This window comes from Pseudoxanthobacter sp., from assembly GCF_036822375.1.
Classification (GTDB): Bacteria; Pseudomonadota; Alphaproteobacteria; order Rhizobiales; family Segnochrobactraceae; genus Pseudoxanthobacter.
In genome coordinates, this window is record NZ_DAISHT010000054.1 from 11,342 (window position 1) to 18,003 (window position 6,662).

Sequence of the window (6,662 nt, forward strand, 5' to 3'; positions counted from 1 at the left end):
TTGCTGATCCGGGCTTGCTTGATCCGGTATTTCTGCGCCCCAAGAGCTCTGCTGCCAGAGGGTTCCCGCCATGGCCCTGTCTTCCGCCGTTCCGCGCCCGGTGCAGGCGGCCATTGCCGCCGCGCTCTGCGGCCTCGCCGCGCTTGCCGTCCTGCCGGCCGCCGCGCAGACCCTGCCATGGCGCATCGCGCAGTTTCAGGCGCAGACGCCGGATTGCGAATCCCATCCCGCTTACGGCTGGGTCGGCCGCGTTTCCGGCCAGAGCAACACCTCGTGGGGCTCGGGTTCCCTTCCGGTGTCGGTTATCGGCTGCTTTCCGTCAGAGGCCGACTGCAATGTCTGGCGCAACCGCGCCATTGGCCTCGTCAATGCGCTGCTGATCCAGAATTCCTGCCGTCCGCGGCCGGTTCCCGGGCGCTGAGGCAGATCGATCACCAGAACCAGACAGCAAAAAGGGCGCCCGAAGGCGCCCTTTTCGATTCGCTTGCCGAAGAAAGCCTCAGACGGCCTTCTCGTAAAGCTCCAGAACGTAGTCCCAGTTGATCAGGCTGTCGACGAACGCCTCAAGATACTTCGGGCGGGCGTTGCGATAGTCGATGTAGTAGGAGTGCTCCCACACGTCCACGCCGAGAATCGGCGCGGCGCCCTGCACCAGCGGGTTCTCGCCGTTGGGGGTCTTGGAGATCTCCAGCTTGCCGTTCTTCACGGAAAGCCACGCCCAGCCCGACCCGAACTGGGTGGTGCCGGCGGCGATGAAGTCGGCGCGGAACTTGTCGTAGCCGCCGAGATCGCTGTCGATGGCCGCGGCAAGCTTGCCCGGCAGGCTCTTGCCGCCGCCGCCGGCCTTCATCCACTTCCAGAAGTGGATGTGGTTGAAGTGCTGGCCGGCGTTGTTGAACACGCCCGCGTTCTTGCCGTAGCTCGCCTTCACCACCTCTTCGAGGCTGAGACCCTCGAACTCGGTGCCCTTGATCAGGTTGTTGCCGTTGGTGACATAGGCAAGGTGGTGCTTGTCGTGGTGGTACTCAAGCGTCTCGGCCGACATGAACGGCGCGAGCGAATCGTAGGCATAAGGCAGTTCGGGAAGTTCAAAGGCCATCTGGTTTCTCCTTGGCGGGGTCTCAAATGACCCCGGTTTCGGCGGAAACGCCGGTTCGGCAGGTCCTCGCCGGACAGGTCGCGTGCCGGGCGGGGTGTCCCTGCCCGGCCATTCTCGGTCATTGCCCCGCACGGCGCGGGGCTCCCCGCAAAAAAGGCTGGCCTCATCCGCCGCGCGCGGCAGCCCTGCCCGCGTGCTGCGAAAGCCGGCCGGCCGCACAATCCATCTGCGTTGTGGAACATAAGGATTTGGGAGAATGGCGGCAACGGCCCCTTGAGGATAAAGTCCGGTTTCTCCCGCGCCTTTTCCGCCCCGGGCAAGGAGTTTCGCGGCCCGAACCGGAGACAGAAGAAAATGCCCCGCGCCGTCTATGTGTTCGACGCTTACGGAACGCTGTTCGACGTCCATGCCGCCGTGCGCCGCCATGCGCAGGCGGTCGGGCCGGCGGCCGACCGCCTGTCGGACCTGTGGCGCCGCAAGCAGCTCGAATATTCGTGGATTCGCGCCCTGATGGGCCATTACCGCGATTTCTGGCAACTGACCGAGGATGCCCTCGACTTCGCCTTCGCAGCCACGCCCGAGGCCGATCCCTCGACGCGCGCCGTGCTGCTCGATGCCTACCGCACCCTCGATGTCTATCCCGAGGTCTATGAGGTGCTGACCGCCCTCAAGGCCGGCGGCGCGCGGCTGGCGATTCTCTCCAACGGCACGCCGAAGATGCTGGCCTCGGCGGTCGCCAGCGCCCGGCTCGGCGATGCCATCGACGAGGTGATTTCGGTCGACGAGATTGCCACCTACAAGACCGCGCAGACGGTCTACGATCTGGTCGCCACGCGCTTCCGCGTCTTTCCCGATGCCGTGTCGTTCCAGTCCTCGAACCGCTGGGATGTGGCCGGGGCCACGGCCTATGGCTTCCGCACGGTGTGGATCAACCGCACCGGCCAGCCGGAAGAATATCCGGACCTGAAGCCCGCCGCGGTGCTGCCCTCGCTGAAGGGCCTGCTGGCGCTCGACTGAGACCGGCCGGCGCGGAGGCGGCACGCCCACCCCCGCGCCGGCAGTGTGTTTCCGGCGCCTGCCTCAGCGCTCGTCGCGGCCGATCCACTTCGTCACCACCGGCGCCTCATAGGCCCGGCAGGCGGCGATGAGGGCCTGCGGATCGTCGGCGACGATCAGCATGTCGCGGTGATGCGGACGCACGAACCCGGTCGTCACCAGCTGGTCGAGAAAGCCGATCAGCGGGCGGTAGAAGCCGCCGGCATCGAAGAAGGCGACCGGCTTGGCATGGTGGCCAAGCTGCGCCCACGTCCACATCTCGAACACCTCCTCCAGCGTGCCCGCGCCGCCCGGCAGGGCCACGAAGCCATCGGAAAGGTCGGCCATCAGGCTCTTGCGCTCATGCATGGAGCCGACGATGTGCAGTTCGCTGAGGCCGGGGTGGGCCAGCTCGCGCGCCCGCAGGGCCTCCGGCAGAATGCCCACCACGGTGCCGCCGGCCTCAAGAGCGCCGTCGGCCACCGCCCCCATGCAGCCCACCCGGGCCCCGCCATAAACCAGCCGCAGCCCCGCTTCGGCAATCGCCCGGCCAAGCCCGCGGGCCGTGCCGGTGTAGTCGAACCCCGTTCCGGGGTTCGATCCGCAATAGACGCACAGCGTCTTCAGGTCTCTCGTCATCTCAGCGCCGGTTATTCCGCCAGTTCCGCCAGCACACGCGCCCACGAGCGGATGCCCTTGTGGAAACTCGCCAGATCATATTTTTCGTTGGGCGAATGGATCTGATCGTCGGCATGGCCGAAGCCGATGAGCAGCGAATCCATGCCCAGAATGTCCTTGAAATAGCCCACGATCGGGATCGACCCGCCGGAGCCGATCACCACCGCCGGCTTCGGCCACTCGTCGGACAGCGCCTTCAGACTGCGCGCCATGTGCGGGCTGTCGATATCCACCGACAGGCCGGGGCTGCCGCCGTGGGCGTGGAACGCCACCGAACAGTCGCCGGGCACGCGGGCGGCGACGAATTCGCGGAAGGCCGCCCGGATCGTCTCGGGATCCTGCCCGCCGACGAGGCGGAACGACACCTTGGCGGAGGCCCTGGACGGAATCACCGTCTTGAAGCCCGGCCCGGTATAGCCGCCGATCATGCCGTTCACTTCCGCCGTCGGCCGCGCCCACACCTGCTCCAGCACCGAGCGGCCACCCTCGCCGGCCGGATATTTCAGGCCGATGCCGCCGAGGAAGGTCTCCGCCGTCATGCCGAGCGAATCCCACTGCGCCCGGATCGCCGCCGGCGTCTCCGCCACGCCGTCATAAAAGCCCGGCACGCGGACGTGACCGTTCTCGTCGTGCAGATCGGCGAGGATCTTCGCCAGCACATGATTCGGGTTGCGGGCCGCGCCGCCGAACAGGCCGGAGTGCAGGTCCTTGCTGGCCGCGGTGATGACGATTTCCTCGCCCACCAGGCCGCGCAGCGAGGAATTGATCGCCGGCGTCTCGCGGTCCCACATGCCGGTGTCGCAGATCAGCGCCACGTCGTGCGAGAGTTCCTTGGCATTGGCCTCAAGGAACGGCACGAGGCTCGGGCTGCCCGATTCCTCCTCGCCCTCGAACAGGATGGTGACCGGCACCGGCAGGCGGCCGTGCACGGCGATCCACGCCCGGCAGGCCTCCACGAACGTCAGAAGCTGGCCCTTGTCGTCGGCGGCGCCGCGCGCCACGATCACCTTGCGACCGGCCTCGTCCTCGGCAAGGCGCGGGGCGAAGGGGTCGGTGTGCCACAGCTCCAGCGGGTCCACCGGCTGCACGTCATAATGGCCGTAGAACAGCACATGCGGGCCGGCGGCTGTGGCGTCGGTGCGGTGGCCCACCACCATCGGATGGCCGGGCGTCGGCCGCGTGCCGGCGACAAAGCCCAGCCCGTTCAGCGTGTCCGCGCACCAGTTAGCCGCCTCCGCGCAGGCCCGCGCGTGATCGGGATCGGTGGAGATGGAAGCAATGCGCAGCAGCGCGAACAGCCGCTCCACGCTCTCATCGATATCGGCGTCGATGCGCGCCAGAACAGCATCGATAACGGCGTCTGCCATGATCTTTCCTCTCCAAGATTCGTCGCGAACCGGCGGAAGCGGGCCGGCCCGCCGCGCCGCTTCCGTTATCCCGCTGCGGCCCCGGTCCCGCCTCAGCGCAGGATCGAGCCCAGAATTCCGCGCACCACCGCCCGGCCGATGGAGCCGCCGACCGAACCGGCGGCTTTGCGCCCCAGATCGCCGGCAACCCGCCCCGCCATTTCGCGGGTGACCGAGCGGGCGGCGGACTGCAGCGGCGTCAGCCGCCGTCCGCGCGCCCGGCCGGTGCCGAACACCGTGTCGAACAGCCCGCCGAGGCCGCCCTCGCCGCCCTCTTCCGCGCCCCCCGGGCCGCTGTCGCCGGCCGGCGCCGGAGCGCTCTTGCCGGCACTCATCCCCGCGCTCCTGCCCGCCGGCGCTGCCGGGGCCTCGCCGCGCGTGCCGGCCGCGCGCTCCGTCAGGATTTCATAGGCCGATTCGCGATCCACCGTCGCCTCGTAGCGTGCCCGCAGCGGACTTGCGGCGATGATGCGCTGCCGCTCCTCGTCGCTGAGCGGCCCGACGCGCCCTTCCGGCGGGCGGATGCGGGTGCGCTCCACCACCGAGGGCGCGCCATCGGCCTCCAGCAGCGAGACCAGCGCCTCGCCGACCGCCAGCTCTGTCACCGCCCGGGCGGTATCGAGCGCCGGATTGGGCCGGAAAGTTTCCGCCGCAGCACGCACCGCCTTCTGGTCGCGCGGGGTAAAGGCGCGCAGCGCATGCTGCACCCGGTTGCCGAGCTGACCCAGCACGGTTTCCGGCAGGTCGAGCGGGTTCTGGGTGACGAAATAGACGCCGACCCCCTTGGAACGGATGAGCCGCACCACCTGTTCGATCTTGTCGACGAGTGCCTTCGGTGCATCGTCAAACAGCAGGTGCGCCTCGTCGAAGAAGAACACCAGCTTCGGCCGCTCCGGATCGCCGACTTCCGGCAGTTCCTCGAACAGTTCCGACAGCATCCACAGCAGGAAGGTCGCGTAAAGCCGCGGGCTGTGCATCAGCCGGTCGGCGGCCAGAATGTTGATGGCGCCGTATCCGCGCCGGTCCCAGCGCATGAAATCATGGATATAGAGCGCGGGCTCGCCAAAGAACCGGTCCGCGCCCTCGCCCTCCAGTGCCAGAAGCTGGCGCTGGATCGCTCCGACCGATGCTTTGGAGACGTTGCCGTAGCGCGGGCCGATCTCCGCCGCCCGCTCCGCCACGAAGCTCAGCATCGCCCGCAGGTCCTTCAGGTCCAGCAGCAGCAATCCCTCGTCGTCGGCCACCCGGAACACGATGGAAAGCACGCCGGCCTGCGTCTCGTTCAGCCCCATCAGGCGGGAGAGCATCAGCGGCCCCATTTCGGAGATGGTGGCCCGCACCGGGTGCCCCTTTTCCCCGAACACATCCCAGAACACCGCCGGAAAACCGCGCCGGTTCAGCGTCAGGCCCATGTCGGCCGCCCGCGCATCGAACGCCGCATTCGGCGCGCCCGGCGCCGCGATGCCCGACAGGTCGCCTTTGATATCGGCGGCAAAAACCGGCACGCCCGCTGCCGAAAACCCTTCCGCCAGCACCTGCAGCGTCACCGTCTTGCCGGTGCCCGTGGCACCGGCCACCAGACCGTGGCGGTTGGCCCGTTTCAGCAGCAGCGTCTCCGCCTTGTCGCTGAACCCGATGACGATCCTGTCCGCAGCCATCCCATCCGCAGCCATGGTGCGATCCCCTCATCCGGCCCCCTCGCCCGACATGGGAACGCGGCCGGCCTTGTGCGTTATAGGCGCGGGCAGAATTTGCGGCAAATCCTTGCGGCCCGGCGCAAAGGAGGCCAAAAGGTGCGGGCTGCGCCGGCCCGCCCGGCCCCGGCCCGAAGACCGGCCGGATACGGGGCATGAAAAGGGGTGGGCAACGGCGCCGCAGGCCGGCATTCCGGGCTTGTCGCAAAGGGGCAAGTTGTGTTGAGTGGCGGCGCTGCGGCGAATGCAATGGCCGACATCAAGCGGAGGACTTCGGGACCATGGATCAGCTCATCGCCAAGATCGCCAAGAAGACCGGGCTCGACGAAGCCCACGTCCGCAAGGCCATTCAGATCGTGCTGAGCTTCCTGCACCATGACGGCCCGGCCGACGAGGTGAAGGCGCTTTTCGCCAAGCTGCCCGGCGCCAACGCGATGCTGCAGCATTCCGGCGCCACCGATGACGTGGGCGGCCTCGGCCGTCTGTTCGGCGGCGGCCTCGGCGCCATGGGCGCTTTCAACGAGCTGACCTCGGCCGGCCTCGAAATGGGCCAGATTCAGACGGTGCTGAAGGAAATCGACACCTTCGCCCGCGAGAGCGCCGGCGACGAGCTGGTGGACAACGTGGTCGACGCCATTCCGGGCCTGCGTCAGGTCATCTGACACCGCCCTTTCGCGGCACAGCCCGCTTATCCGGTGCATCCCGGCCGGCACGGAGACCGCCCGCGACGGCCTCTCCGGCGCCGGCTGA

At 68.2% G+C, this 6,662-nt stretch carries 7 protein-coding genes; 3 read left to right on the forward strand and 4 right to left on the reverse strand.

What is annotated here, in order from left to right:
* Positions 1-70: 70 nt before the first annotated feature.
* Positions 71-421 carry a hypothetical protein gene (locus tag V7067_RS07575; RefSeq protein ID WP_334175279.1) on the forward strand — a complete coding sequence of 117 codons (351 nt, stop codon included), beginning with the start codon at positions 71-73 and terminating at the stop codon, positions 419-421.
* A gap of 78 nt (positions 422-499) precedes the next feature.
* Here V7067_RS07575 and V7067_RS07580 read toward each other — a convergent pair whose 3' ends face one another.
* Positions 500-1,099: a superoxide dismutase gene (locus tag V7067_RS07580; protein WP_334175280.1), complete on the reverse strand. Its 600-nt coding sequence runs from the start codon at positions 1,097-1,099 to the stop codon at positions 500-502.
* Between the two features lie 354 nt (positions 1,100-1,453).
* Here V7067_RS07580 and V7067_RS07585 point away from each other — a divergent pair, with 354 nt between their 5' ends.
* Positions 1,454-2,116, forward strand: a complete 663-nt coding sequence (locus V7067_RS07585; protein WP_334175281.1) for a haloacid dehalogenase type II — start codon at positions 1,454-1,456, stop codon at positions 2,114-2,116.
* 63 nt (positions 2,117-2,179) lie between these two features.
* Here the strand turns inward: V7067_RS07585 and V7067_RS07590 are convergent, their stop codons facing one another.
* From V7067_RS07590 to V7067_RS07600, 3 genes are all read right to left on the reverse strand, one after another.
* Positions 2,180-2,773, reverse strand: a complete 594-nt coding sequence (locus tag V7067_RS07590) for a TIGR00730 family Rossman fold protein (protein ID WP_334175282.1) — start codon at positions 2,771-2,773, stop codon at positions 2,180-2,182.
* Between the two features lie 11 nt (positions 2,774-2,784).
* Positions 2,785-4,179 (reverse strand): M20/M25/M40 family metallo-hydrolase, encoded by a 1,395-nt coding sequence (locus tag V7067_RS07595; RefSeq protein ID WP_334175283.1) that lies wholly within the window; start codon positions 4,177-4,179, stop codon positions 2,785-2,787.
* Positions 4,180-4,271: 92 nt separating this feature from the next.
* Positions 4,272-5,876 (reverse strand): helicase HerA-like domain-containing protein, encoded by a 1,605-nt coding sequence (locus tag V7067_RS07600; protein ID WP_334175284.1) that lies wholly within the window; start codon positions 5,874-5,876, stop codon positions 4,272-4,274.
* Positions 5,877-6,193: 317 nt separating this feature from the next.
* Here V7067_RS07600 and V7067_RS07605 point away from each other — a divergent pair, with 317 nt between their 5' ends.
* On the forward strand, positions 6,194-6,574 hold the full coding sequence (locus tag V7067_RS07605) for a DUF2267 domain-containing protein (protein ID WP_334175285.1): 381 nt from the start codon (positions 6,194-6,196) through the stop codon (positions 6,572-6,574).
* Positions 6,575-6,662 lie beyond the last annotated feature (88 nt).